Here is a 609-nt window from a genome sequence, read left to right on the forward strand (position 1 = left end):
TCCGCAGAGTCAGACATGCAACAGCAGCAGTCTGAAGAGATGTCACAAGAGATGGAAACCTTGATGGAGAGCATCAAGAAGGCGCTCGAACGTGAAATCGAACAAGGCGCGATTGAAGTGGAGAACCTCGGTCAGCAAATCGTTATACGAATGCGAGAGAAAGGCGCATTCCCAGAAGGTTCTGCATTCCTGCAACCGAAGTTCAGACCATTAGTGCGACAGATTGCTGAGCTAGTGAAAGATGTGCCAGGTATTGTCCGAATCTCTGGTCACACGGACAATCAGCGTTTGGATTCTGAGCTGTATCGCTCGAATTGGGACTTGTCATCGCAGCGTGCAGTGTCGGTCGCTCAAGAGATGGAAAAGGTCAGAGGTTTCTCGCACCAGCGTCTTCGTGTGCGAGGTATGGCGGATACCGAGCCTTTGGTGCCGAATGATTCTGATGAAAACCGCGCACTTAACCGTCGTGTTGAAATCAGTATCATGCAAGGTGAACCTTTATACAGTGAAGAAGTGCCCGTTATTCAATAACAAAGCGCGTCTATAAATAGTTCAGAAGATAAAAAGCGAGCAGAGTGCTCGCTTTTTTATTGAAGATTTTTAGTCGAG

The 609-nt window shown here is 47.8% G+C and carries 1 protein-coding gene; it reads left to right on the top strand.

What is annotated here, in order from left to right; translation table 11 throughout:
* Positions 1-531 (top strand): MotB family protein (locus R7R24_RS28380; RefSeq protein WP_318120404.1); only part of this gene is annotated, 531 nt, incomplete at its 5' end.
* Positions 532-609 lie beyond the last annotated feature (78 nt).

The organism is Vibrio sp. 704, assembly GCF_033339295.1.